The organism is Nocardia sp. NBC_01503 (assembly GCF_036327755.1).
Classification (GTDB): domain Bacteria; phylum Actinomycetota; class Actinomycetes; order Mycobacteriales; family Mycobacteriaceae; genus Nocardia.
Genome location: NZ_CP109596.1, coordinates 7,240,941 through 7,264,391 on the forward strand (window position 1 = coordinate 7,240,941; position 23,451 = coordinate 7,264,391).

General features: G+C 67.4%; 24 protein-coding genes and 1 pseudogene. 18 read left to right on the forward strand and 7 right to left on the reverse strand.

Translation table 11 applies throughout. The features are described 5' to 3' along the window. Positions 1-33 precede the first annotated feature (33 nt). Complete coding sequence (locus OHB26_RS33205) at positions 34-741, reverse strand: hypothetical protein (RefSeq protein WP_330181199.1); 708 nt, start codon at positions 739-741, stop codon at positions 34-36. 113 nt (positions 742-854) lie between these two features. On the opposite strand from OHB26_RS33205, the gene OHB26_RS33210 reads away from it, so the two are divergent. The 7 genes from OHB26_RS33210 (at position 855) to OHB26_RS33240 (ending at position 7,556) form a co-directional block, all read left to right on the forward strand. After that, complete coding sequence (locus OHB26_RS33210) at positions 855-1,892, forward strand: FecCD family ABC transporter permease (RefSeq protein WP_330181200.1); 1,038 nt, start codon at positions 855-857, stop codon at positions 1,890-1,892. Between the two features lie 215 nt (positions 1,893-2,107). Further along, positions 2,108-3,124: a FecCD family ABC transporter permease gene (locus OHB26_RS33215; RefSeq protein WP_330181201.1), complete on the forward strand. Its 1,017-nt coding sequence runs from the start codon at positions 2,108-2,110 to the stop codon at positions 3,122-3,124. Continuing rightward, entirely contained in the window at positions 3,121-4,029 is a 909-nt protein-coding gene (locus OHB26_RS33220) for an ABC transporter ATP-binding protein (protein WP_442942775.1), read from the forward strand. The genes OHB26_RS33215 and OHB26_RS33220 overlap by 4 nt, the downstream gene beginning before the upstream one ends. Before the next feature lie 36 nt (positions 4,030-4,065). Continuing rightward, positions 4,066-4,467 carry a BlaI/MecI/CopY family transcriptional regulator gene (locus tag OHB26_RS33225; RefSeq protein WP_330181202.1) on the forward strand — a complete coding sequence of 134 codons (402 nt, stop codon included), beginning with the start codon at positions 4,066-4,068 and terminating at the stop codon, positions 4,465-4,467. Between the two features lie 43 nt (positions 4,468-4,510). Further along, a complete protein-coding gene (locus tag OHB26_RS33230; RefSeq protein ID WP_330181203.1) occupies positions 4,511-5,452 on the forward strand; it encodes a M56 family metallopeptidase in 942 nt (313 codons plus the stop codon). A gap of 85 nt (positions 5,453-5,537) precedes the next feature. Beyond that, positions 5,538-6,878 (forward strand): DEAD/DEAH box helicase, encoded by a 1,341-nt coding sequence (locus tag OHB26_RS33235; RefSeq protein WP_330185859.1) that lies wholly within the window; start codon positions 5,538-5,540, stop codon positions 6,876-6,878. Positions 6,879-6,926: 48 nt separating this feature from the next. Next, positions 6,927-7,556 (forward strand): hypothetical protein, encoded by a 630-nt coding sequence (locus OHB26_RS33240; RefSeq protein ID WP_330181204.1) that lies wholly within the window; start codon positions 6,927-6,929, stop codon positions 7,554-7,556. Here the strand turns inward: OHB26_RS33240 and OHB26_RS33245 are convergent, their stop codons facing one another. From OHB26_RS33245 to OHB26_RS33255, 3 genes are all read right to left on the reverse strand, one after another. Beyond that, positions 7,557-7,754: a hypothetical protein gene (locus OHB26_RS33245; protein WP_330181205.1), complete on the reverse strand. Its 198-nt coding sequence runs from the start codon at positions 7,752-7,754 to the stop codon at positions 7,557-7,559. It lies immediately after the preceding gene. A 40-nt stretch (positions 7,755-7,794) separates the two neighbouring features. Next, positions 7,795-8,526: a hypothetical protein gene (locus OHB26_RS33250; protein ID WP_330181206.1), complete on the reverse strand. Its 732-nt coding sequence runs from the start codon at positions 8,524-8,526 to the stop codon at positions 7,795-7,797. Between the two features lie 157 nt (positions 8,527-8,683). Further along, positions 8,684-9,124, reverse strand: a complete 441-nt coding sequence (locus tag OHB26_RS33255; RefSeq protein WP_330181207.1) for a nuclear transport factor 2 family protein — start codon at positions 9,122-9,124, stop codon at positions 8,684-8,686. A 173-nt stretch (positions 9,125-9,297) separates the two neighbouring features. Between OHB26_RS33255 and OHB26_RS33260 the strand changes: the two genes are divergently transcribed. From OHB26_RS33260 to OHB26_RS33275, 4 genes are all read left to right on the forward strand, one after another. Then, positions 9,298-10,734 carry a GuaB1 family IMP dehydrogenase-related protein gene (locus tag OHB26_RS33260; RefSeq protein WP_330181208.1) on the forward strand — a complete coding sequence of 479 codons (1,437 nt, stop codon included), beginning with the start codon at positions 9,298-9,300 and terminating at the stop codon, positions 10,732-10,734. Positions 10,735-11,004: 270 nt separating this feature from the next. Next, positions 11,005-12,381 carry a hemolysin family protein gene (locus tag OHB26_RS33265; RefSeq protein ID WP_330181209.1) on the forward strand — a complete coding sequence of 459 codons (1,377 nt, stop codon included), beginning with the start codon at positions 11,005-11,007 and terminating at the stop codon, positions 12,379-12,381. Continuing rightward, on the forward strand, positions 12,374-13,438 hold the full coding sequence (locus OHB26_RS33270) for a hemolysin family protein (protein ID WP_330181210.1): 1,065 nt from the start codon (positions 12,374-12,376) through the stop codon (positions 13,436-13,438). The genes OHB26_RS33265 and OHB26_RS33270 overlap by 8 nt, the downstream gene beginning before the upstream one ends. A gap of 20 nt (positions 13,439-13,458) precedes the next feature. Next, complete coding sequence (locus OHB26_RS33275) at positions 13,459-14,310, forward strand: 3-methyladenine DNA glycosylase (RefSeq protein WP_330181211.1); 852 nt, start codon at positions 13,459-13,461, stop codon at positions 14,308-14,310. A gap of 8 nt (positions 14,311-14,318) precedes the next feature. Here the strand turns inward: OHB26_RS33275 and OHB26_RS33280 are convergent, their stop codons facing one another. Next, the gene (locus tag OHB26_RS33280; RefSeq protein ID WP_330181212.1) at positions 14,319-14,882 is read right to left on the reverse strand and encodes a hypothetical protein; all 564 of its coding nucleotides are present in this window, start codon (positions 14,880-14,882) and stop codon (positions 14,319-14,321) included. Between the two features lie 154 nt (positions 14,883-15,036). On the opposite strand from OHB26_RS33280, the gene OHB26_RS33285 reads away from it, so the two are divergent. From OHB26_RS33285 to OHB26_RS33315, 7 genes are all read left to right on the forward strand, one after another. Continuing rightward, the gene (locus OHB26_RS33285; RefSeq protein WP_330181213.1) at positions 15,037-16,272 is read left to right on the forward strand and encodes a sensor histidine kinase; all 1,236 of its coding nucleotides are present in this window, start codon (positions 15,037-15,039) and stop codon (positions 16,270-16,272) included. Next, on the forward strand, positions 16,265-16,945 hold the full coding sequence (locus OHB26_RS33290) for a response regulator transcription factor (RefSeq protein ID WP_330181214.1): 681 nt from the start codon (positions 16,265-16,267) through the stop codon (positions 16,943-16,945). Before OHB26_RS33285 ends, OHB26_RS33290 begins: the two co-directional genes overlap by 8 nt. 49 nt (positions 16,946-16,994) lie before the next feature. Continuing rightward, entirely contained in the window at positions 16,995-17,768 is a 774-nt protein-coding gene (locus OHB26_RS33295; protein ID WP_330181215.1) for an SDR family oxidoreductase, read from the forward strand. A 190-nt stretch (positions 17,769-17,958) separates the two neighbouring features. Then, positions 17,959-19,518 carry an LVIVD repeat-containing protein gene (locus OHB26_RS33300; RefSeq protein ID WP_330181216.1) on the forward strand — a complete coding sequence of 520 codons (1,560 nt, stop codon included), beginning with the start codon at positions 17,959-17,961 and terminating at the stop codon, positions 19,516-19,518. Further along, positions 19,515-20,159, forward strand: a complete 645-nt coding sequence (locus OHB26_RS33305; RefSeq protein ID WP_330181217.1) for a DUF305 domain-containing protein — start codon at positions 19,515-19,517, stop codon at positions 20,157-20,159. Before OHB26_RS33300 ends, OHB26_RS33305 begins: the two co-directional genes overlap by 4 nt. Continuing rightward, positions 20,156-20,926, forward strand: coding sequence for an SDR family NAD(P)-dependent oxidoreductase (locus OHB26_RS33310; protein WP_330181218.1), 771 nt, complete (start codon positions 20,156-20,158; stop codon positions 20,924-20,926). The genes OHB26_RS33305 and OHB26_RS33310 overlap by 4 nt, the downstream gene beginning before the upstream one ends. A 117-nt stretch (positions 20,927-21,043) precedes the next feature. After that, entirely contained in the window at positions 21,044-21,769 is a 726-nt protein-coding gene (locus OHB26_RS33315; protein WP_330181219.1) for a PaaI family thioesterase, read from the forward strand. Between the two features lie 20 nt (positions 21,770-21,789). On the opposite strand, the pseudogene OHB26_RS33320 reads toward OHB26_RS33315, so the two are convergent. Both OHB26_RS33320 and OHB26_RS33325 read right to left on the reverse strand, forming a co-directional pair. Further along, positions 21,790-21,963 (reverse strand): annotated as a pseudogene (locus tag OHB26_RS33320) (diguanylate cyclase); the annotation flags it as partial. A 570-nt stretch (positions 21,964-22,533) separates the two neighbouring features. Beyond that, the gene (locus tag OHB26_RS33325) at positions 22,534-23,424 is read right to left on the reverse strand and encodes a GAF domain-containing protein (protein ID WP_330181220.1); all 891 of its coding nucleotides are present in this window, start codon (positions 23,422-23,424) and stop codon (positions 22,534-22,536) included. Positions 23,425-23,451 lie beyond the last annotated feature (27 nt).

The window sequence follows — 23,451 nt, forward strand, 5'->3', positions numbered from 1 at the left end:
CGGCCGCCACCGAATTCGCCGCGCCGTCAGGACCTATCGGACAACGCACCCCCGGCGCACCGGGAGACCACGGTCGGCCAGTGCGGCGAGCATGGCCTGCCCCCGCTGTGCGCCGACCGTCGACGAGGTACCCGCCAAGGCCGGAACATAGGTCGCCGCACCGACTATCGATTCGGCGACCAGGGACCAGAAGCGGCGCACATCCAATCCGGCGCAGCGCAGCATGGCCTCCTGCACCAGCAGCAGGGCCGGTTCGCAGCGATGCGCCAGCCAGACGTACAGCGCGGGTTCGCAGGGCAGCGCGACGATTCCGGGTTCACCGGTCAGGCGGTCGCCGTCGACCACGCGAATCGTGGTGTCCGCCAAGCCCGCCCAGTCGATACCGCCGTCATTGTCGGTATGCACCCAGAGGTTCTCCAGGCCCGGATCCCAGGCGCGGCCCTCGGCGACCACCATGGCCATGACGCGACCCACGACCGCGTGGATCAACGCGGTGGCCACCACCTCGGCGGCGATCTGCGGATTGCTCATCTCGGCGGCGTGCCGGCGGTACATCATCTCGATGCGGCCCTCACGAATACCGTCGGCCAGCCGCCACCAGCGTCGTTTGCCCTGTTCATGCATGGCGGCGACGGCGTATACGCGCGGATGCTCGGGTTGCAGCGCGCGCAGCCGGGCGCTGGCCCTGCCGAAGGCGATCCTGGAATCGCGAGGCGGGCACACTGTTACGGGTTCGAGCATCGAACCTCCTCAATCATCGGTATTCCGGCCACTGTGAACGCAACGAGAACGAAGATAGGTTAGGCTTACCAAGCTAACGAGAGCAATCAACACCACAGGAGTAGTTCGTCACCGTGCCCGCCGTAGTCACCACCAGGCGGCGACGTCTGTCCGGACTCCTCCTACTCACCACGCTCCTGGGTTGTGCCGTGCTCGCGAGCATTGCGTTCGGCTCACGAGCGATACCGCTCCCCGCGGTATTCGACGCACTGACCTGTCCGGGCGGGTTTCCACTGTCCTGCCCGGCCGACGGATCGACCGCGCGGATCGTGCGCGAATTACGCCTGCCCCGAACCGGACTCGCCCTGATCACGGGTCTGGCGCTCGGGATGGCAGGCGCACTCATCCAGGGCTATACCCGAAATCCACTCGCTGACGCGGGCTTGGTCGGAATCAATGCCGGGGCCGCGTTCCTGGCGGCACTGAGCATCCACCTCTTCGCGCTCACCGCGACGACGCAGTACATCTGGTTCGCCTTCGCGGGCGCGCTCATCGCGGGCATCGTCGTCTTCGGGGTCTCCTCGATCGGCGGCGGTAAGGCCAGCCCGCTGAGCCTCGTGCTTGCCGGGGCCGCCGTAACCGCGTTCCTGCAGGCCATGACCAATGTCGTGGTATTGCTGGACCAGAACGCGCTGAACACGGTGCGCTACTGGGTGGTCGGCGATGTCGCCGGACACGATGCGACGGTCTGCTGGCAGATACTGCCCTTCCTGGCGCTGGGCGCGGCCTTGGCATTGGCCGCCGCACCCGGCCTCAACCTGCTCGGACTCGGCGATGATGTGGCCCGCGGACTCGGGGTGAATCTCAGCCGCAGCCGGGCACTGGGGCTGGCAGCGGTCGTACTGCTCGCGGGCGCGGCCACCGCCGCCGTGGGCCCGATCGCCTTCCTCGGGCTGATCGTGCCGCATCTCGCCCGCTCCATTACCGGCCCGGATTACCGCTGGCTGCTGCCCTATTCGGGGCTGCTCGGGGCGATCACCCTGCTGCTCGCCGATACCGTGGGCCGAATCGTCGCCCGGCCCGGCGAAATCCAGGTCGGAATCACGCTCGCCGCGTTCGGCGCACCGTTCTTCATCCTGTTGGTCCGTCGCCGAAAGCTGGTGAGCCTGTGAGCATTCCCAGCCATCTTCGCAGCACACCAGCCGAACCCGCTCCCGGACAAGCGGAAACGACGGTTGATCCCGCCGGTACCGCGAATATCGTTTCCGGGCAGCACGAATCGGCAGCCGATTCCGGCATCGCGACGAAGAGCGGTGCCACACATCCCCGTACCGTGCGGCGAGTGCGGCCCGCACTACGCGTCGGCAGGTGCTCGACGGTGCTGCGGATGAGTGCCCTACTCACCGTCGCCGTGCTCCTCGCGGTCCTACTCGCGCTCTTCGCACTCGATATCGCCACCGGCGACTTCCGGATTCCACTCGGACGGGTCCTGGATGTGCTGGGCGGCGGCGGAACTCGCGCACAGCGGTTCGTGATATTCGACTCGCGTTTGCCCCGGGCGTTCACCGCGATCGTCGTCGGCGCGGCGCTGGGGCTGGCGGGCGCGATCGCCCAATCCATCCTGCACAATCCGCTGGCCAGTCCGGACATTCTCGGAATCACCTCGGGCGCGAGCTGCGGCGCCGTCCTGATTCTGGCCGGGACCGGCGGCGCGACCACCGGAATCGCTGCCACACTGGGTGTTCCGCTCGCCGCCCTGAGCGGCGGACTGCTGACGGCCGTGACCATCTACCTGCTCGCATGGGGGCGCACGAGCTCCGGCGATCGCGGCGTTATGGGATTTCGCCTGGTACTCATAGGAATCGGCGTGAACGCCGCGCTGCTGTCGGTGGTCAGCTGGCTGCTCACCCGCGCAACGCTCACCGACGCCGCGCACGCACAGCTGTGGCTCACCGGCTCGCTCGATCGCGCGGATTGGACCACTCTGGTCCCCGCAGCGTTCGGATTGGGCCTGACACTGCTCGTCGCCGCGGCTTCCAGCCGCACCCTGGCCGCGCTGCGCTTCGGCGCCGACACCACGCGGGTGCTCGGTGTGCGCATGCAAACCGAGCAAGCGGTACTGCTCGGCGCGGCGGTCACCGCGGCCGCACTCGCGACCGCCGCCGCGGGGCCGATCGGTTTCGTCGGCCTGGCCGCACCGCAGATCGCGCGCCGCCTGCTGCGCACCCCCGGTGAGCCGATCGTCGCCTCGGCGCTGGTCGGCGCGATCGCCGTGGTCGGCGCGGATCTGATCGCCCGCACCGTACTTCCCGTCGATCTGCCCGTCGGCGTGGTGACCGCCGCGGTGGGCGGACCGTTCATGCTGTATCTGCTGGTTCGCGCCAATCGGAAGGCCACCCTGTGACGACTCGGAGCGATACCGTGACAACGGTCGGCAACGCAAGCGACACAACAGTTCTCGCCGCGGAGAACATTACGCTCGGATACGGCGACCGGATCATCGTCGACGGTTTGTCGCTCGATATCCAGCCGGGTGTGATTACCACGGTCATCGGGCCGAACGGCTGCGGCAAGTCGACACTGCTGCGATCACTGGGCCGTCTGCTGAAGCCGCGCGACGGCCGAATCGTCTTGGACGGCAAGGCCATTTCGTCCATGAAGACGCGCGATATCGCCCGCATGATCGGCATGCTCCCACAAACCCCGATCGCCCCCGAGGGCCTGACCGTCGCCGATCTCGTCGCGCGCGGGCGGCATCCGCATCAATCCTGGTTGCGCCAGTGGTCCGCCGATGACGAAGCCGAGGTGACCACCGCGCTCACGCAGACCGGTATCGCCGATCTCGCCGAGCGCACCCTGGACGAACTCTCCGGCGGCCAGCGCCAGCGCGCCTGGATCTCCATGGCCCTCGCCCAGGGCACCGACATTCTGCTCCTGGATGAACCGACGACCTATCTGGATCTCGCGCATTCGCTCGAGGTGCTCGATCTGGTGGACCGCCTGCACGACGATTTCGGCCGCACCGTCGTCATGGTGCTGCACGATCTGAATCTGGCCATCCGCTACAGCGATCAACTCGTCGTCATGTGCGCGGGCCGGATCGTGACGCAGGGCACACCGGGCGATATCGTCACAGCCGATCTGCTCCTGGAGGTCTTCGGGCTGCGCGCCGAGGTGCTCGAGGATCCGGTCTCCGGGCGGCCCATGATCGTGCCGATCGGCACCCGGCACGTGCACGCCGCGGACGCTCGGAAGACAGCCGCTATGACCAATCCCACACAGCTACCGACCGGTTACGACAACTTGTAGTACGCATTCCTGTCGTTGTCTCCGTAAACTTGTGGGATGGCAGGTCTTGGTGAACTCGAGAAAGCGGTCATGGACCAGTTGTGGTCGGCCGATGAACCCCAAACGGTACGGCAGGTCCATGAGGCCCTCGCCGAACGCCGCGAGCTCGCCTACACCACGGTAATGACCGTTCTGCAGCGTCTCGCGAAGAAGAACCTAGTACTCCAGCAGCGTGATGACCGCGCGCATCGGTACGCGCCCGTACACACTCGCGACGAGCTCGTCGCCAGTCTCATGGTGGACGCACTTCAGCAGGCGGACGAAGTAGGCTCGCGCCGAGCAGCACTCGTGCACTTCGTGGAACAGGTCGGAGCCGACGAGGCTGCCGCTTTGCGGGATGCACTCGCTAAGCTCGAAGCCACCGAGGCGGCACGCAAGGAGCCGAAAGACTTCAAGTAGCCCCAGCCTCGGCCCAGGCCCCCACAACGCAGTGAGCTGAGGAATGGACGTAACAGCGCCGGTATTCGCCGGTCTCGCCTTGGTGCTGGCGGGACCGGTCCCGGCGTTGCTCAGCCGAGCCACCTGGCCGTACCGGAGTCCCCGAGCGGCACTGGTGCTCTGGCAGGCCATCGCTCTCGCCGCCGTCCTGTCCGCCTTCGGTTCCGGGCTCGCCATCGCCAGCAGACTGCTGGTGCCCGGCGGCGACGGACGGCCCACCACCACCCCGAGCAAGGAGATCGACGCCCTGGGCCTGCCTCTCTGGCTGGCCCTGGTGACGGTCTTCGCGCTCACCCTGCTCATCGGCGCGCGGCTGATCTTCTCGGTCATCCGCGTCGGCGTGCACACACGTCGGCGGCGCGCCAAACACCGCATGCTGGTCGATCTGCTCGATCAGAGCGGGGTGGCCCGCAATTCCGCCGATATCCGGGTGCTCGCCGCCACCGAACCCATCGCCTACTGCCTGCCCGGGCTGCGCCGCCGCGTCGTGCTCAGCCAGGGCACGGTGACCAATCTTTCCCAAGAGGAGTTGACCGCAATCGTCAGCCATGAGCGCTCGCATCTGCGCGCCCGCCACGACCTGGTGCTGGAGGCGTTCACCGCCGCCCACGAGGCGTTTCCACGGGTGGTGCGCTCGAAATCCGCACTGGATTCGGTGAAATTGCTGATCGAATTGCTGGCCGACGACTCGGCGGTGAAGGTCACCGGGCCGACACCGCTGGCTCGGGCACTGGTCGCCTGCTCGAATTCGCCCGCGCCGCAGGGCGCGATGGCGGTGGGCGGGCCGACGACCCTGATTCGTATTCAGCGGCTGGCCGGGCCCATCGGTGATCTGCGGATCGCCGGTGCCGCCTATCTCGCGGCCGCCGCCATCCTCGTGGTGCCGACCCTCGCGGTCGCCATTCCGTGGTTGCAGGAACTGAGCCGATTGCTCAGCCGTGCCTGAGCCCGTGGACACGACATCAGAGGCCCCGCGCTTCGCCTCCTCGGCCGAGGGTGCGCGCCGATTCGCCGATCTCGGCCTGCCGCCCATGCTGGTGCAGGCCCTGCGGCGCAATGGGATCGACACTCCGTTCCCGATTCAGGCCGCGGTGATTCCGGATATTCTCGCCGGTCACGATGTACTCGGCCGGGCCGCAACGGGTTCGGGCAAGACCCTGGCGTTCGGACTGCCGATGCTGGTGCGACTCTCGGGTGCCCCGACCGCGCCGCGGCGGCCGCGCGGGTTGATCCTGGTGCCCACCCGTGAATTGGCCCTGCAGGTCGAGACCGCGCTCGATGAGCCCTCGCTCTCGGTCGGTCTGCGGCTGGCGTCGGCGGTGGGTGGCCTGGCCATCAAAGCGCAGGACGAGAAGCTCGGGCGCGGTGTGGATCTGCTCATCGCCACGCCCGGCCGCCTGACCGATCTGATCGGCCGTCGCGCGGTCGATCTGTCGGATGTACAGGTCATCACCGTCGACGAGGCCGACCATATGGCCGATCTCGGCTTCCTGCCGCAGTTGACGGCCGTGCTCAATCGAGTCCCCGACACCGCCCAGAAGCTGCTGTTCTCCGCGACTCTCGACGCGGCCATCGACAATCTGGTCCAGCGCTACCTGCACTCCCCCACCGCGCACGCGGTGACCGCGGCGCCGAGCGCGAATCCCGCTGTGGGCGGCCAGGATTCCGCCGAGCCCGAGACCGCCGAGGACGGCCTCCCCGATATCGCGCACTACGCCCTGCACGTGCGGCGTATCGAAAAGCGCCCGGTGGTCACCGAAATCGCCGCGCGCAAGGGCCGCACACTGCTGTTCGTGCGCACCCAGCACGGTGCGGACAAACTGGCCCGCAAACTCCGCGAGGTCGGCATCTCCGCCGCCGCCCTGCACGGCGGTCAAGGCCAGAACCAGCGCACCCGCACCCTGGCCGCCTTCGCCGACGGCACCTGGCCGGTGCTGGTCGCCACCGATATCGCCGCGCGTGGCATCCACGTCGACGATGTCTCTCTCGTAGTGCATGTCGATCCCCCGGCCGACCCGAAGGACTATCTGCACCGCACCGGTCGCACCGCGCGTGCGGGCGCGTCCGGCACCGTGGTCACGGTCGTCACCCCCGACGACCGCCAGGAGGCCGCCGATCTGGCCCGGCGCGCCGGAGTCGCGGTCACCGATCTGGAGGTCCGCCCCGGCGACCGCCGACTGGCCGAGATCACCGGAGCCCGTCGCCCCTTCGGCCGACCCGTCCCCGATCCGGCCACGGTCGCGGCCAACGCGAAAGCCGCTGCCGCCAAACCGGATCCGGCCCCCGAACGCCCCCGGCACCGGATCGACCCGCGCACCGGTGGTCGTCAGCACACCAAGAAGCGCAAACCCAAGCCCACCCGCAACGGTTGATCGCGGACGACCCGCCGGGGAACCCGCAACCCCGGTAGAGTCCGCCGCGTGAAGTTCATTATGGGGTGCGCCCTGGCCATCACCGCCTGCACGACGGTGGGATTGCCTGTGGCGCAGGCGGATACCGCCGGCGGTTGCATCGAGTCGAATAACGGATATACCGCGGAGTGGCAGGCCAGCTGGGCGGCTTATCAAGCCGGACAGAACAATCCGGCGGAGTCGCGCGCCTCGGTGGTGGTGGATCTGCCGATCACCATCAATGCCCCGCTGCCGAAGGTGTGGTCGATCTACTCGAACCTGCGCAACGATATCGGGCGGCATCCTTTTCTGAAGGATGTCATCACGCACCGCACCTGCGATGACGGCCAAGTGGTGGATTTCACCGCGCTGGAGGACATTCCGATGGGACCGGTCACCTTCCCCGGGCACACCCAGGCCGAACAGCGCCTGCACCCGGCGGAGCACTTCTACACCTCAGACAGCTGGGACATCCCGAATATCACCACGCACCAGCTGATCACCTTCACCGATAACGGTGACGGCAGCACCACGGTCAACGAGCACATCACCTTCCTCGCCGACCCGACGCTGATCCAATTCACCGCCGATAACGGCGCGGCCTCGCACCGTGCCTATCAGGCGGCGCTCAAACGCGATATCGAGAACGGTTCACTCTGATCAACGGCGGCGGCCCCAACTCGACCGGGACCGCCACCCACCGCGCGCCGGAATCCGCTCGCTGAATCCCGCGAGTTGCAGGGCGAGAGCCAGCAGGCCGATGGTGAGGCACACCTCGGCCCCGAATGTGGTCGCCTGATTGACCAGTTGCAGTAGAAGTGCGATGGCGAACAGCACGGCGGCAGCGATTGCGAACATATCCGGGCAATACCCACAAACCGCGATTTACCCCAGCGGATCATCCACCCGCGCAACAGTGGTGATGGTGCGGGTACCGGTATCGGTCGTAGAACTGGTTGGCACCGATATGCCAGGCCAGCGGAGTCAGCAAGGCTCCCGCGAGTACGGCCAGCGCAATCCCCCGCTGCCACAGGACAACTCGCGACGGACCCGTCGATCCGGTCACTCGTGGCGCCAGGCACAGCGAGCCGACCAGCAGCGCGAGGACCACCGCCGCGCTGGCCACCAGCACCGCTTTCGCGTTCAACTCGAATCCGCCGTGGTCCCGCACGGCCGGGGTCAGTGGCCCGTTCAGCCACCAGGTGAGCAGCAGGCAGGCCAGCCCGGCGACCGGCATGCCGACCGCCCCGACGACCCAGGGGTCCACTGGCTCCGGTCCCCCGTCGACGGTTCGACGCGACCGGGATCGCATCGCGCCGACACCCACGATGCCCAGTACGACGAGCGCCGTCAGCGCACCCAGCGGCACGGTGAGCCATCCGGCCAGCGCACCGAGCGCCACGGCCTGCGCGCGCGACCACGGCAGCATGATCAGCAGCAGCGGCAGGAACAGAATCAGATACGCGGCGAGCGGCGACCGCAGTACCGCGAATGATTCGATCGCGAAGGCGGTGCCGACCCCTGACAGATACCCGACCGCCCCGAACTCCGGTGCGCGGGATTTCGATTCGCGCCCATCGTTTCTCCCGGCCGGGACGAATCCCGCCCCGCCCCTTACTCCCTCTCCCATGGGCACAGTCTGCCCGCGGAGCAACGGCAAAGCGAACGAATACCTCGGTCCCGGTGCGACTTCCGCCGGATGCCGAGGCGACGGCCACACCACCGTCGCGGTGGGGCCGCCGCCGTTCGAGGCGCTGTTCATCCCGCACCGGAGTGAACAGCGCGGGTCAGGTCAGGTCGGCGTTACCGTCGATGACCTTGAGCTTGTACTCGAAATGGTTGATGCGCCAACCCTTCTCGGTACGTTCGAAGCCCAGCACGTAGCTGCCGACGAACCAGCGGGTCGTACCGTTGGCGGCATCGTTCTTCAGGTGCACGGCGATGGCGTCGGCGTGCGCGCGAGCGGTGTCGCCGGTGATCTCGATGAGGTGGTTGCCCGCCTGATGGTGGACGGCGTCGAGGGCGCCCAGGCCCTCGGCCCAGCCGGCGGTGATATCGGTGGTGGGCACGGTTTCGGGGGTGCCGCCGAAGCCGCTGTCGAAGTACACCTGTTCGGTGAGGACCTCCTCGGTCATATCGGCCCAGCGCAGCTGGTCGCAGTAGACGAAGAGTTTGGTGATGAGTTCGCTGATTTCCAGTCGGTCGCTCAGTACCTGAAGATCGGTCACGGTGGCGAACTTAGGGCACGCTCGGCGGGGCGACAACCCGGTTTCCACGGCCGGGGCCGTCGCCGACTACACTGGCTGGCTGCATGCGTGACACCAGGTAGCGCGAAGGGCACCTGCCATCGAAGCATGGAAATACGACAACCCCGACGTCAAACCATGAGGCGGCAAACACCGTGCAGTTCCTTCCCGGGCAGACTCCGCCCTACGACCTGACCTACGACGATGTCTTCCTCGTCCCGAATCGGACCGATGTCGCCTCGCGTTTCGACGTCGACCTGTCCACCAGTGACGGGACCGGCACCACCATTCCCCTCGTGGTCGCGAATATGACCGCTGTCGCCGGTCGCCGGATGGCCGAGACGGTGGCGCGCCGCGGTGGCATCGTGGTGCTGCCGCAGGATCTTCCGATCCAGGCCGCCGCGGACACCATCGCCTTCGTGAAGAGCCGTTCGCTCACCGCGGACACCCCGGTCACCCTGGATCCGGAGCATTCGGTCTCCGACGCGCTGGCGCTGATTCACAAGCGCGCGCACGGTGCGGTCGTGATCGTCGAGGGCGGTAAGCCGGTCGGCGTGGTCACCGAGAGCGCATGCGCCGATGTGGATCGCTTCGCCCGGCTGAGCACGATCGCCGACTCCAATTTCGTCAGCGCCCCCGCCGACGCCTCCCCGCGTGAGGTCTTCGACCTGCTCGAGGCCGGTCACTCCAAGCTCGCCGTGCTGGTGAACGCCGACGGCACCCTCGCGGGCGTGATGACCCGCACCGGCACCATTCGCGCGGGCATCTACCAGCCCGCCGTCGATGCCAATGGTCAGCTGCGCATCGCCGCGGCGGTCGGTATCAACGGTGATATTCCGTCCAAGGCCAAGGCCCTGGTCGACGCGGGCGCCGATGTGCTGGTGATGGATACCGCGCACGGCCATCAGCAGAAGATGCTCGAGGCGCTGCGCTCGGTGGCCGCCCTGGATCTGGGTGTGCCGCTGGTGGCGGGCAATGTGGTCTCGGCCGCGGGTACCCGCGATCTGATCGAGGCGGGCGCGGACATCATCAAGGTCGGTGTCGGACCCGGTGCCATGTGCACCACCCGCATGATGACCGGTGTCGGCCGCCCGCAGTTCTCCGCCGTGGCCGAGTGTGCCGCCGCGGCAAAGGAATTCGGCAAGCACATCTGGGCCGACGGTGGCGTGCGCCATCCACGCGATGTGGCGCTGGCCCTGGCGGCAGGTGCCGCCAACGTCATGATCGGCTCCTGGTTCGCCGGTACCTACGAATCGCCCGGCGATATGCGGATCGACCGGGACGGCAACCGCTACAAGGAGAGCTTCGGCATGGCCTCCAAGCGCGCGGTCGCCGCCCGTACCGCCACCGATTCGTCCTTCGATCGGGCGCGCAAGGCGCTGTTCGAGGAGGGCATCTCCTCCTCACGCATGCGCCTGGATCCCGAGCGTCCGGGGGTGGAGGATCTGATCGATCACATCACCTCCGGTGTGCGCAGCTCCTGCACCTACGCGGGTGCGCGCAGCATTGCCGAATTCCATGACAGGGCGGTGCTGGGCGTGCAGTCGGCGGCCGGTTTCGCCGAGGGTCGTCCGCTGCCCGCGGGCTGGTAGACCCCGAATACGTACCGTCCGACCCGGTGGGAACCTGCGGGAACCCGCCGGGTTCGCCATGTCCGGCCAGGTCACACTGAAGCACGAGGGACCAGCCGGTAGCATGTCGATATCGGACCGTGACGACCCGTCACGGTCTACCCCATGCGAAAGGAACCAGTTGTCACCCGCGTCCGAGGGCGCCGTTCAGGAGGGCTCCTCTACCGAGCCGGGTGACAAACCCGGCGCCATCGCTCTCTCAGCCACCCAGACGGCCGGGTGGTGCTGACCGTGTCAGCCCTGCTCACCGTTCTCAGCCTGATCGGTTTCATCGCACTGACCGCCGGTACGGCATTGTTCGTCGCCGCGGAATTCTCACTCACCGCCCTGGAACGCAGCACCGTGGAGGCGCACGCCCGCGAGGGCGATCGCCGCGCCCGGCAGGTGCGCAAAGCGCATCGCACGCTGTCGTTCCAACTCTCCGGGGCCCAGTTGGGCATCACCATCACCACGCTGATCACCGGTTATATCGCCGAACCGGTGCTGGCGCGACTGCTGGAGCCCCTCTTCGACGCCCTCGGCCTGGATTCGGGCGCCTCGCACGGCATTTCGCTGGCGCTGGCGCTGATCCTGGCCACCTCGCTGTCCATGATCTACGGCGAGCTGGTGCCGAAGAATATCGCCATCGCCGCACCGCTGGCGACCGCACGCTGGACCGCGGGACCCATGATGTGGTTCTCGACCGCGTTCCGCTGGTTGATCAATTTCCTGAACGGCACGGCCAACTGGGCCGTGCGCCGGCTCGGGGTCGAACCGGCCGAGGAGTTGCGTTCGGCGCGTTCACCGCAGGAGTTGGGTTCGCTGGTGCGCACCTCGGCCCTGCACGGCGCGCTGGATCAGCGCACCGCACAGGTGGTGGATCGCTCACTGCAGTTCGGTGAGCGCAGCGCTGAGGAGTTGATGACCCCGCGCGTGAAGATCGAATCGCTGGATCAGGACTGCACCATCGCCGATCTCATCGAAACGGCAAGTCGCACCGGCTATTCGCGCTTCCCGGTGATCGACGGGGATCTGGACAACACGCTCGGCGTCGTCCATGTGAAGCAGGCGTTCACCCATCCGGCGACCCAGCGCCGCACTATCCGGCTCAAGTCCATCTGCCAGCCCGTGCCCATAGTGCCCGCGAGCCTGGACGGTGACGAGGTCCTGGAGCGCGTGCGCGCCGACGGCATGCAGGTGGCCCTGGTCGTCGACGAATACGGCGGCACCGCGGGCATCGTCACCATGGAGGACCTGATCGAGGAGATCCTCGGCGATGTCCGCGATGAGCATGACGAGGAGGAGCTCGATGTGCGCCGCACCTCCAACGGCTGGGACTGCTCCGGTCTGCTGCGCATCGACGAGGTCTCGCGCACAACGGGTTACGACGCGCCCGAGGGCGAATACGAAACCCTCGGCGGTCTGGTGCTGACCCAACTGGGCCGGATTCCGGTCACCGGCGATGAGGTGCTGCTGCCCGAACCCGGAAACAACCACACCATGGATCCGCATACCGGTGGCGGCTGGATCGCCAAGGTGGAGCGGATGGACGGCCGCCGGATCGACCGGGTGCTACTGCGCCCCGTCGACGCCGAGGGCCTGGCGGAGTGGGAGCTGAACCATGGGTGATTGGACAGCGGTACTGCTGGCTTTGGGTCTGCTGCTGGGTAACGCGTTCTTCGTCGGCGCGGAGTTCGCCTTGATCTCCGCCCGCCGCGACCGGCTCGAAGCGCTTGCCGCACAGGGCAAGCGCAGTGCCAATACCGTGATCGAGGCGGCGCAGAACCTGTCGATGATGCTGGCGGCCGCACAGCTGGGCATCACCATCTGCTCGATCCTGCTGGGCCGGGTCGGTGAACCCGCTGTGGCGCATCTGCTTTCGGGCGTCTTCGACCTGATCGGCATGCCGGATTCGCTGTTGCACCCGATCTCGTTCGCGGTGGCGCTGGCCATCGTGGTGGTGCTGCACATCCTGCTCGGCGAGATGATTCCGAAGAATATCGCCCTCGCCGGGCCGGAACGCAGTGCGCTGCTGCTGGTTCCGCTGCATCTGATGTGGTTGCGGCTGGCCAAACCGCTCATCTCGATCTACAACCTGGCGGCGAATCTGTCGCTGCGGGCGCTGCGGATCGAACCCAAGGATGAGCTGGACTCCACCGTGTCGTCGGTGGAGTTGGCGGAGATGTTCGGTGAATCGCATTCGGAGGGGCTGCTGGACGAGGAGGAGCATCGCCGCCTCACCCAGGCGCTGGGCTCCAGCGACAGCATTGTCTCCGATGTGATGGTGCCGCTGGTCAAGACCCGGTCGGTGCCATTGCGCGGTGAGGGCACCACCCTCGGCGATATCGAGAACGCCGTCACCGAAACGGGATTCTCCCGCTATCCGGTGCGGGCCGCGGACGGATCGCTGGTCGGCTACCTGCACGTCAAGGATGTGCTGGACCTGGTGGCCGATGACAAGGCCGGGCCCTCGACGCCCATCCCCCGCACCGATATCCGCCCGCTGCCCACGGTCAGCGCGGGAGCCACCCTCTTCGAGGCCCTGGCCCGCCTGCGCCGCACCAACTCCCATCTGGGCCGGGTGGTGGACAGTCGCGGCAATACCGTCGGCATCGTCGCGCTCGAGGATCTGGTGGAGGAGTTCGTCGGCACCGTCCGCGACGCCACCCACCGCATCGCGGAGTGATTGTGCGACAGGATGTTTCAGTGCTCGCGCCCGCCGATTGGCGGGCGCGAGCCGCCGCGCATCGAGACAGGGTCGACGCCCTCGTCGGCCCGTACCTGGCCCAGCGGGCGGTGGGCACCAAACACCCCGTAATCGATTTCCTGTTCACCTATTACGGCCACAAGCCCGCCCAGCTCAAGCGCTGGCACCCCGGGTTCGGGGTAGCACTGGCGCAGGCCCCCGAGTACGTGGGGGCTCGCGGCTACCACCAACTCCCGAACACCGAGACCGTCACCGCGGATCCGGCCTTCCTCGAAAAGCGCCACGACACCATCGAATTCGTCACCCGCCTACTGGAGGCGACAGCCGCCCGGCCCGCACAGCTGTCCTGCTTCGGCCTCCACGAGTGGGCCATGGTCTACCGCACGGACGAGGTCCGTCACCAGCAGGTCCCGCTGCGCCTGGGGTCGGCGGGCACCGATGCGGTCGTCGAATCAATGCAGCTGCGCTGCACCCACTATGACGCCTTCCGCTTCTTCACACCCGAAGCGGTCCCGCTCAATATCGAGCCGTTGACGCGGGCCGATCAGGAGCATCGCGAACAGCCGGGCTGCCTACACGCGAATATGGACATCTACAAGTGGGGTTTCAAACTCACCCCGCTCATCGACTCCGACTTGCTCTTCGACAGCTTCGAATTGGCGTGCGCCGCACGTGAACTCGATATGCGCGCGAGTCCGTACGATCTCTCCGAGTACGCCTACGAACCGATTCGCATCGAAACACCCTCGGGCCGTGCGGAATACGTCCGAGCGCAAGCCGATATCGCAACTCGCGCGGAGCAGTTGCGCGACCGCCTCACCGCCGCCTGTCGCTCACTGCTCGCGGGCTGACAGCCGGATCAATTCTCATCTCGCAGTAGCAGCAGGTTCAGCAGACCGGCCGCGGCCGCGACCAGCAGCACGGCGTCGAGGTAGTGAAAGAGCATGGCGCCGAGATACGTCGGCCCGCCCCAGGCGTTCACGGTGAAGTTGGGATCCAGTCCGCCCAGGATCTGCACTCCGCAGCGGAAGGGGAGGAAGACCAGCATTCCCAGCGGGACCAGCGCGAGCACCAGGCGCAGCAGTGCCGTCGGATGCCGCGGCACCGAACGCACGGTGTGCCCGAGCCGTCGAGCGGCGGCGCTTCCCAGCGGCCGCAGCAGCAGGCGCATCGGATTGTCATGCGTGCGACGCACCACGACGACGGCCACCAGGGCCGCCAGCCCGAACACCACCATATGCTGCCAGATCGCGGCCGTCCCCTCGACGTACTCCTGGCGCCGCGGGGATCTGCCGAGATAGGCCACACCACCGGAGATGACTCCGGCGACAAGGGAAATCACGGCGATGACGACCGACGGCCGTGACAGCCGCGCGCGGCCGGACTTCCCGGTGCGGGCGGGCTCGGTGCGATAGGTGTTCATACCTGCACGGTCGTCGTTCGCCCCGGGCCTTGTCGTCCTCCCGCGGCCCGGAATCGGCACGCGACCTGCGGCCGATTCCGGTGACGGCTCCGACTCGCGGATGACGTCTCGGGGACGATGCCGCCGCCACCGCGCGCCGGTTACCGTCGACGGCATGGCGATCACTTCCCCGGCCGCGGAACGGAGCGTGCTGTCCGCTCCGTGGCATCAGCGGCTCATCCCGGCCGGGCGACCGGAGCGTGGCACGCCCGATGGGATCGATATCGCCATCGCCGCAGCCTGTTTCGTGGTGTTCACGCTGCCGGTACTGGTGCTCGGCACCGGCATCGGTTCCGATCGCGCTATCGCACTGTTCGGCGCGGCCGCCGTCGCACCCCTGATCGTCCGCCGGAAATGGCCGGTCGCGGTCGTGTTCGCGGTAGCGGCGGTGCTGTTCCTGGCCGCGGTGGCGGGCGTTCGCTTCACCCCGTGGGTGAGCAATACCGGCCCGGCCCTGGGCGTCGCGGTGCTCACCCTCGCAGACCGTCGCTCGCGCCGGGAATCGCTGCTGGTCACCGGAGTCGCGCTGATCGCGATCGCGGTTTCCGCGCCGATCGCGTTTCATCAGTATCCCGAGCAGGACCAGGATTTCGTCCAGCTGCTGATCGCGGCCCCCGCCTGGCTGATCGGCGACGCGCTCCGAACCCGCCGCGAATATCGCCGCGATATCGTTGCCCAGCAACAGCTTCGGGCCATCGACACGGAGCAGCGGATCCGCGCCGAGGAGCGTTTGCGGGTATCGCGCGATGTCCACGATCTGATCTCGCACACCTTGAGCATGGTCGCCGTCCGTGCCGGGGTCGCTCGCCTGCTGCTGGACGAACAACCCGATGAGGCCCGCCGCGCACTGAGCGCGATCGAGAAGGCCAGCCGCTCCGGCCTGACCGAGTTGCGACAGGTGCTGGCGCAGTTGCGCGAACCCGGACAGTACGCCGGAGCGGATGAGCCGGGGCTCGCCGAGATCACCGACCTGGTCGACGCGCTACGCCGGGACGGCCCGAGCGTCGACTATCGGGTGATGGGCGAACCCGCCGACTATCCGCCGCTCCTGCAGTCCACCGTGTACCGCATCGCGCAGGAGGCGCTCACCAATATCGTCAAACATGCGCGCGCCACCCACGCCACCGTCGAGATTCGGTACACCCCAGGTGAATTGGCGCTTGTCATCACCGACAGCGGTCCAGCCGCGCATCCCGCGGAGTCGCCGGTCGGCACCGGATCCGGCCTCGGCCTGATCGGCATGCGGGAGCGGGTGTCCCTGTTCGGCGGCCACTTCGAGGCCGGTACACGCCCGGACGGCGGCTTCACGGTGAGCGCCGCCTTCCCCCTCGATAATGCCGACCATGCCTGAAATCACCGCCGCCCCGATCCGAGTCCTGATCGCCGATGACGAAGCCCTGGTGCGCGCGGGATTCCGGGTTCTGGTCGATTCCGCGCCCGATCTCACGGTGGTCGGTGAGGCGGGCAATGGCACCGAAGCGGTCCAACTCACCCGCCGCCTGCGCCCCGACGTGGTCCTGATGGATATCCGCATGCCCATCATGGACGGCCTGGAGGCCATGCGGCATATCGCCGCCGACGCGGCGGATCAGGCGCGCGTCCTGATAGTGACAACCTTCGACCAGGACGAACACGTCTTCCAGGCTCTCCGCAGCGGTGCCAGCGGCTTCCTCCTCAAAGACTCACCGCCCGAACAACTCCTGCACGCCATCCGGGTGGTGGCCGCCGGCGAGGCCCTGCTGACCCCCAGCGTCACCCGCCGCATGATCACCGAATTCGCCCGCCGCCCACCGGCCCCCACCCCGCTCCCGGACACCCTCGCCCCGCTCACCGATCGCGAACGCGAAGTCCTCATCCAGGTCGCCGCCGGTCACACCAACGCCGAAATCGCCCTCACCCTGCACGTCAGCGTCGCGACCGTGAAAACCCACATAGGCCGCCTGCTCACCAAACTCTCCGCCCGAGACCGCACCCAATTGGTTGTCCTGGCCTACGAATCCGGCCTCGTCACCCCCGGCGTCTGACGCGCCTCGCGATTTGCCGGACGGGAATGGCGGGGAGTAAGTGTTGTTCATGGGGACGTTTCTTGTGACCGGCGGGACCGGGGTGTTGGGGCGGATCATCGTCGAGCGGCTGGGAGAGCAGGGGCATGAGACGCGGGTGCTTTCGCGGCGGGCGGGGGCCGGCACGCATACCGGAGATCTCGAGACGGGAGCGGGGGTGGCGCAGGCCATGGCGGGGGTGGATGGGGTTGTGCACGCGGCCTCGAATGCCCGCAAGGTCGGCAGCACCGATGTGGCGCAGACCGATACGGTGGTTCGCGCGGCCGCGGCGGCCGGGGTCGGGAACCTCGTCTACGTATCGATCGTGGGAATCGATCGAATTCCGTTCCGGTACTACCGGAACAAGCTCGAGTGTGAGCGGCGGATTGTCGATAGTGGTGTGCCACATACGATTTTGCGGGCCACCCAGTTCCACGAGTTGATCGCCTCGGTACTGCATACCGCGGGGCGGCTCCCGATCGCGCCGTTGCCGTTGGAGTTTCGGTTTCAACCGGTCGCCGCCGCCGATGTCGCCGCGCGGGCGGCCGAGTTGGCGGCGGGGCCGCCGGTGGGGATGGCACCGGACTTCGGCGGGCCCGAGGTGCTGACGCTCGGACAGCTCATCGATACCTGGCGGGCCGTACAGCCGCGGCCGCGGCGGGTTGTCCCGCTGCCGCTGCCCGGACGCATCGCCAGGGGCTTCCGGGCCGGGTACAACACTTGCCCAGAGCACACCGATGGCGTGCAGACGTGGGCGAAGTATGTCGAGTCCGGTCCGGATGATCCTTATGCGGTGGGTGGGTAGCCGGTTATAACCGCTGTTCGGGGGCCGTTCAGCCGGACTCGCCATTTCGTGTCGGACCCTACCGAGCGGTCAGTTTATGGGTTACGGTTCCGAGACGTAACCGTGACCACATTCGGGGCTGTGCTGTGCCTCGGGTCACGCCAGCAGCTCTTGAGGGAATGGGGGCACCGCGATGGGGCGGTTCTCGGGAATGCGACGGTCAAGGCCCGCAGGTCTTTTCGCGACGACGCTGATCTGTGCGGCCATGCTGCCGGTCGGCGGAGCGTCCGCGGATCTGACGGACGATCTCACCAACGCGGTTCAGCAGTTCTTCGATGTGGGGCGCACCTCGGTGCCGCGCGCGAACTGCGGACCCGATTCGCTGCCGGAATCCGGTATGCAGGGCGATGTTCCGGCCGCCGACCGCGACAGCGGTCGCAGTACCCAGGGCTACCGCTGCAATATGTCGTTCCTGGGCGGATATGTCGGCAAGGGCGCCGGAATCACCTCCACCACTTTCGACCACTGCTCGTACACCGGCTCGATGTTCCCGGGCAATATTCTCGGACCCGCCCAGGGCGTGCATGTGCTGGATGTGTCGGATCCGGCGAATCCGGTAGAGACCGCCAGCCTGACCGAACCCGCCATGCTGGCGGGCACCTGGGAGTCGCTCAAGGTCAATGCCGAGCGAAAACTGCTGGTGGGCACCGGTGTTCCGGTCGGCATCGGCGCGGGCTTCCTGTCGGTCTACGACATCTCCGATTGCGCGCATCCGCGCCTGCTGAATCCGGGCAGTGGCACGAATCTGATGATGCCGCTGCCGATCACGACGCATGAGGGTGGCTTCTCCCCCGACGGGCGCACCTACTGGGCCTCGGGTATCGCACCCGGTTTCGTGAGCGCGGTCGACCTCACCGATCCGACCAATCCGCATGTCATCTGGCAGGGCCTGACCGGTATCGAGGCGCATGGCTTCGGAATCAGCCCGGACGGTAATCGCATGTACCTGTCCGCACTGGGCGGATTCACCACCCTCGATATCAGCGCGGTGCAGCGCCGCGACCCCAACCCGCAGGTCAACCACCTCGGCCGGGTGTTCTGGACGGACGGCTGGGCGACTCAGCACAGTATTCCGGTCACCTATGACGGTCAGCCGTACCTGTTCACCGCGGATGAGGGCGGTGCCGGCGGGGTGAAGCTCATCGATATCTCCGATGACACGAATCCGAAGGTCGCGGCCAAGATCAAACTGGAGATCAACCTCCCGGAGAACCAGGATGCGGCCATGGCCTCGGCCATGGGCGGCTCGGTCTTCTCCTATGACGTGCACTACTGCGCCGCCGACCGCCCGAACAATCCGACGGCGCTGGCCTGCGGTTGGGAGGAGTCGGGCATCCGCGTCTTCGATGTGCGGGATCCCTTCCACGCCAAGGAGATCGCGTACTTCAACCCACCCGCACGCAAGGGCCGCAATCTGGAGCTGTGGAACTCCCCACACGCCCTGGCCTCGATCATCGGCCTACCTGTCATGGAGTTCCCGTCGGCGGCGCGCGCCATGCTGGAGGGCAAATTCGATCCGACACAGGCGCTTTCGGCACGCACCGGGATGGTGGCCTTCGGCGATCTCTCCACCGACTGGTGCTTCTCCCCGCCGGAGTGGCATGGAAATCAGCTGTGGGCCACGTGCAATGACAACGGTTTCATGGTGTTGCAGCTCGCCGACGACGTCTACACCCCGCCCGCCGACCAGCACTCGGTGGTGGGTTCGTGACGGCCAACCGCTGGGTGCGCGGCGCCGCGGTCGCGGTACTGGCCGTCCTGCTGTGTGTGGCGGGGATGTTGTTGCGCCCGATCGTCGTTCCGGACAACCAGTCCGAGCCGGCGGTGCTGAATCCGACCGAGATCGGCTTCGCCCAGGACATGCTGGCGCATCATCAGCAGGCCCTGATCATGGTGCAGCGCTTGGACACCGGCGTCGATCCGACCATTCGGCAACTGGCGCAGCAGATCTCCGATACCCAGCGCCTGGAGATCGGCACCCTGCTCGGCTGGCTGCGCCTGGCCAATGCCTCGCCGACCAATCCGCATCCCATGGCGTGGATGCCCGCCACCGATATGCCCGCCGGACATGATCATTCGGCCATGACCGGCACTACGACCATGCCCGGTATGGCCACCATGCAGGAGCTGGACGCCCTCTCCGCGGACAAGGGCGCCGATGCGGAGACCTACTTCCTGCAGCTCATGCTGCGCCATCACCGCGGCGGCGTGGCCATGGCACAGGCCGCCGACAAGCTGGTGAAATCCGGCGCGGTGAAGGAGTCGGCGCGCGCCATGATCACCGAGCAGTCCCAGGAGGCGGGAATCATGACCCTGCTGCTGGCCCAGCGTGGGGTACAACCACTGTCATGACGAATCTCGAAGGACGCGTGGCGCTGGTCACCGGTAGCGGGCGTGGTATCGGCCGTGCCATCGCCCTGGCCTTGGCGCAGGACGGCGCGGATGTGGCGATCAACTACCGCTCCGATGCCGAGGCCGCCGCCGAAACCGTCTCCGCCGTCCAGGAATTGGGCCGTCGTGCGATTGCCGTCCGGGCCAGTGTGGATTCGGTCGAGGACGACGAGCATATGGTCGATCAGATCATCGACGAATTCGGCTATATCGACCTGCTGGTCAACAATGCCGGAATCGCCAGTCGCGGAAGATATGTCGCCGACACCGACCCCGCCGAACTGCTGCGCGTCATGTCCACGCACGCGCTGGGCGCACACCATGTATCGCGACTGGTGTTGCCCTCCATGCGATCTCGCCCGCGCGGGGACATCATCATGATCTCCAGCGTCGCCTCCACCGGGTACGCGCCCGGTGGTGCGCCGTACACCATGGCCAAGGCCGCGCTGGAGGCGCTGGCGTTCACGCTCGCCAAAGAGGAGCAGCAGCACGGCATTCGAGTGAATGTGGTCGCGCCCGGTCTGGTCGACACCGAGATGGGCCGTCGCCTGGTCAAGGCCCTCACCGGTACGGACGATATCCGCACACTCGATGAGAGCTCACCCTTCGGCCGCGTCTGCCGCCCGGACGATATCGCCAATACCGTGCGCTTCCTGGTCTCCGCGCAGGCGGAGTATCTCAGCGGCCAGAAGCTGAATGTCAACGGTGGCGGCTCGGCGTTCGGCTGATCCGCAATCGCCGGCCACTGTGGAACTTCTCACCGTGGGACCCGGGTGCTCGCGCCCGGGGACCGGCGTTATCGTCGAGGTGTTGATCGACAACGCATTCGGGAGGGCTTCGACAGCATGACGATTCCGCTGGATACGCTCACCATTCCCGACCATATTCAGGGCTACCCGGAGCTGGCCTTCGGCGGCTTTGTCGCGGGCATGCTCGCGGACCGCAGTGCCGCGAGCACCGTCCGCATCGACTTCCGCCGTCCCATCGCGGTATCCACCCCGGTGGTGCTGTCCGGCGATAACGGCCACGCCGCCCTGTCCGCCCCCGACGGCACCCTGCTGGTCGAGGCCGCCCCGTCGGTGCTGACCCTGGCCGCCCCACCCGCGCCCTCCTGGTCGGAGGCGCAGGCCGCCACCGAGACGGCACTGTCCTCCCCAGGACGCGCGATCACCTCCTGTTACGGCTGCGGAACGGCCTGCGCCCCGGGCCGCGGCATCCGCCTGTTCTCCTGGACCCGCCCGGGACAACGCATGATGACCGCCGCCTGGACCCCCGATCCGGGCCTGGCCGCCGAAAATGGGGAACTCACAACCGAATCCGTCTGGTCGGCCCTGGATTGCCCCGGCGGTCTGGCGGCCTTCATCCACTCCGATATGGCCCGGGGCGCCTTCACCGCCGCCCTCACCGCCACCCAACTGAGCCCGATGTACGCGGGCGAGGATTACATCTCGCACGCCTGGCCGATCAGCCGCGAGGGTCGTAAACACACTGTCGGCGTGGCGCTTTCGACCCCCGGCGGCGAGCTGTGCGCGCTCGCCGAGGCGCTCTGGATCGAGCCGCGCGTCAGCTGACCCGCTCTCCGAGTGAGCCGCTACTCCGCCCACGCCGAGTTCTCGATCACCTCCACGAAGTCGGTGCGCCGGAAGCCCGGTGAGAAGTGTTCGAGCACATCGGCTTTGACATCGCCGAAGGTGGTGGCCGGACGGTCCGCGATGCCCTCGGTGAACGCGGCCCGGACGCGGCGTTTGAAGTCCGGCCGCGGGTGCCCGCCCCGGTCGAACTATTGGACGCCGTCACAGCGCTCGCCGATCCCGCACGCCGACCCCGCCGCCGATCATTCCCTGCCCGCCATGGGCATTACGCCCTCCACGTACCGAGCACGCTTCCGCTCCGCCATGACACTCTAGGACCCCGAAGCCCTACCCAATGAGACCGCCTCAATGAGACCGCTTGCCCCGCAATTGTTTTACGTCATCCACGGCGCCATTGGCGATATGCTCATGTATAGCTCGCGCCCTTGCGCTCGGTCGTAACAGATCGTGGGGCCGAAAACATGCGCCGCCCCAGACCCCGGCGGTTCGGTTGTTATCCGAACTCGCGGGAAGGGGTGATGCCTGAGACGGCGGTGAATTGGCCGCCAGCCTCGGCAGTGGTGCGTGCACAGCCCGATCTGGAGCACATTGTCACCCGGTGAACCTGCCGAGCCCGATAGTGGCCGGGTCCGTGGTGCAGCAACCCCCGATTTTCTGTTCCCGGGCCCGGCCATTTCGCGCCCCGACGCCCAGCACGAGTGTGCTCCGAAACCGCCGTCAATGCCGCGGCGGCACCGTGGCTGTCAACGTAGGTTGTATCCATCCTCGAGCACCCGGCGGGCGATGTCCTGGATCGTCGTCCCCTCGGCGAACGCCCGCGCGCGCAGCAATGCGAGCGCCGCACCGGTATCGCATTCGCACTGCACCGCCACCCTTCCGGCGGCCTGGTGCACGGCGGAGAGGTAGTCGGCATCCTCGAACAGCGCTCCGCGCAGCGACATGCCATCGGGATCGGTGCGGTCCGGGGCCAGCAACATGGCGTTGGCGAGTGCGTCGGCAATGCGACCGGTCGCCGGAGCGAGCGCCGCACGCAGTTCGGTTCGATTGGCGTAGACGCACATCGAGCCGATCAGACTCACGGACGGTAGCGGAACCGCGATGACGGCACGAACACCGAGCTCGCTGACGGCCGGACCGAATCTCGGCCAGCGTTCGAGCAGACCGGGAGCGGTGACGACGACGAATTCGTTACCGTCCAGCACATCTCGGGCGGGCCCCTCCCCCAACGTCATTTCCAGGTCGTGCGCGGCCCTGGCCGTGCTGTCCGACGCGGCCACCAGCAACTCTTGTCCATCGGGGCCGAACAGGGTGATCACGGCACTGTCCACGCCCAACTGCTGAGCGACCGCGGCCATGAAGACCGGGCGGTGTGTGGACCTGCCCTCGGCGGACCACCGCTCGAGACGCCGGGCGTGCAGCCGATGCAGACGGGCGCATGCCAGGTGGCGGGCCTCGATGCGACGGTGCAGTTCCGCCATACGCTGCCGGAACGGCTGCATACTCACGGGTGGATGCAGCTCCTGCACTTCATATTTCGCGGCAATCGCCGCGGACCGCGCGGCGCGTTCTCGCTCGGCGCTGTACTCCTGCCATTCACGCTCTACCTCGGCGCGAATGTCCGGATTCTGCGGCACCTCAAAAGAATACGCCGCGGCCTCCAC